The 2,351-nt window shown below is 42.2% G+C and carries 2 protein-coding genes; both read right to left on the bottom strand.

The features are described 5' to 3' along the window. Positions 1–320: 320 nt before the first annotated feature. Positions 321–1,412, bottom strand: a complete 1,092-nt coding sequence (locus tag GQR38_RS19855; RefSeq protein WP_165723098.1) for an IS91 family transposase — start codon at positions 1,410–1,412, stop codon at positions 321–323. Beyond that, on the bottom strand, positions 1,409–2,242 hold the full coding sequence (locus GQR38_RS19850; protein ID WP_165723097.1) for a tyrosine-type recombinase/integrase: 834 nt from the start codon (positions 2,240–2,242) through the stop codon (positions 1,409–1,411). The genes GQR38_RS19855 and GQR38_RS19850 overlap by 4 nt, the downstream gene beginning before the upstream one ends. Between the last annotated feature and the right edge of the window lie 109 nt (positions 2,243–2,351).

Genomic DNA, 2,351 nt, shown 5'->3' with positions numbered 1-2,351 from the left:
ATAACACTTTAGTATTTATGCGACACGCAGTTTGTGTTGCATAATCGCTTGTTGGACTGAGGCGCTACCTGCTCGGTGTGTCAGAGTTGGTGTTGTTTATGCTATGGGAATTTGCTTTTTAGAGGCTCTAGCTAAATCAGCTAATTTAATAAGCTTACCTATTATAATTTAAGCTTTCCCTGCATTGCTCAGCGTTTATTATCTATTCATTAAACCGAATGTTTAACCGTTAAGCAAGGATATTTTTCGCTCGCACAGTCGCTATTAGCCTGAGCAATTAAGCAGGTTAACTTATTGATTTGATGCAGCAAGCAAGGCTGCTAACTCGTTCGCGCTATTTTATTTGTCGCCTCATCTAAATTCATCACACCAATAAATCGTAAGGTACCCGTCTTGCATGACTGGCAAGACCAATGGGGTATTAATCGTTCTTGCTCTACCTTCGGCTTCACCGCTTTGCATGGGGTTGCTGATACTTGAGCCTTTATTAACCCTAACTTTCGCTTGTGACACGCATTAGCTAAAAAGCCATAGTGGCGAATGCGCATAAACCCTTTGGGCAATACATGTTGTAAGTAGCGCCGTAAAAATTCATCACAGCTCAGTGTCATTACTTTATCGCGGTTCTTATCTGCATAATCGCGGTATTTAAAGCTCACTGTTTCTTCAGTCGCTGACACTAATCGCGATTCTGACATCACGCCTTTTCGGGTATAACGAGCAAGGTAACTAACTAGCTTTTCACTGTACGTTAAACAGGCTTTGCTATACACGCACCATTTGGTTGGTGTGCTTACCTTCGCGAATGAACTATCGCATTCATTGAGCGCCGTGAGCATTTTCCCTCTAAACACTGTTGATAATGCTTTAACGGGGTATAAATAGCCTTTTTCTATTTCATGCCAGTGCGCTTTATCAAGCGCGCCTGCGGGTATCAAGCAATGCAGGTGAATATGCTGACTTAAGTTCTGCCCCCACGTATGCAGTACGCTTGTCATGCCTAACTGGCCATGCCTCTTTCGTTTCGCAAATTTACACAGCGTTTGCCATGCGGCTTTAAATAAACAGTGATATAACGCGTTTGGGTTGTAGTGCGCAATGATATTTAACTCATGCGGGAGCGTAAAAACAAGGTGGAAATACCGACACGGTAATAAATCTTCCTGCTGTTTTTGCACCCATTTAGCCGTAGCCATGCCTTGGCAACGTGGGCAATGACGGTCTCGACAACTACACCCAATTTGTTGTACTTCACTACAGTTATCACATTGCCATGCTTGATAACCGAGCTGCCCCGTTCTGCATGATTGAAGGTGTTGGCAGACTCGTAACTGTTGATAACTCATTATGTGGTGCTGCCGATAATTCCCAAGGCCAGAATTTAAAATATCAGCGAGGTGCAAGCCGCTCATTGGTTTCCCCAACTTGCGAGTAAATCAATGCCACCATGCCCTAATTCAGGTAACCAGTGTAAGTAACTTTGCGTGGTTCTAATGTCACTATGACCAAGCTGATGTTGAAGTTGATGAAGCGGCATCCCTAACTCAAGTTGATGTGTTGCATAAGCATGGCGTAATACATGTGGATTACAGTGCTTTAAACCACACATTTGTGCATGTTTTTTCAATGCCTTTCTGAAGCTTGAGGGTGACATAGGTTTATCCATTAACCATCGTGAATAAAACATCCAGCCCGTTGGGTGATACATTTTCCAATAGCAACGTAATTGATTTAGCACGCTATCTGATACAACAACATAGCGTGACTTATCTCCTTTACCATGTTCAATTAAAATGGTTTTACGCTGTCCATCGATGTCTTGCACTTTGATGCGCAGCAGTTCGCCAATACGCAAACCACATCCATAACACACCACTATCAATGTTTTTAAGCGCATATCCGTGCAACTTTCTATAAGTCGTCGAATATCATCACGCGATAAATAAGTAGGTGCCCGAGGTTTTGCTTTAGGCAAGGCTATGTCTAAGTTCAGTGGGCGGTGTAAAATATTCTTAAACAAAAACCAAATGCTGTTTATTTGTATTTTTTGACTCGCTCTGGAGAGCTTGCGAATGGCGGGATCTTTAAAAAAGATATTCAGCTCATCATCAGTAATTAAATCGAGTGGTTTATTAAAATAATGGCTGAGTTTAAGTAAATGCTCGCAGTAACTTTTACAGGTACTTTGTGAATAACCACGGTAGGCTATTTCAGTTTTGACTTGTTCAATGAGTGTATTCATGACTTACCTCCAAATATGGGATAACCCCAAGGTAAGTGTGGCTCAAATGGTCAGAATAGGATCTCCGCGTAGCGGCTTAGTTCAACAATTTAATAGTGCGCTCATCGCG

Source organism: Pseudoalteromonas sp. c7(2019), from assembly GCF_011378625.1.
Classification (GTDB): Bacteria; Pseudomonadota; Gammaproteobacteria; order Enterobacterales; family Alteromonadaceae; genus Pseudoalteromonas; species Pseudoalteromonas arctica.
Note: the sequence above shows the minus strand (reverse complement) of the source record. Positions and strands in the feature narration are given on the sequence as shown.

Bases quoted from the DNA above. Each gene is read 5' to 3' on its own strand.
- GQR38_RS19855 (WP_165723098.1), bottom strand. From the start codon at position 1,412: ATGAGCGGCTTGCACCTCGCTGATATTTTAAATTCTGGCCTTGGGAAT.
- GQR38_RS19850 (WP_165723097.1), bottom strand. From the start codon at position 2,242: ATGAATACACTCATTGAACAAGTCAAAACTGAAATAGCCTACCGTGGT.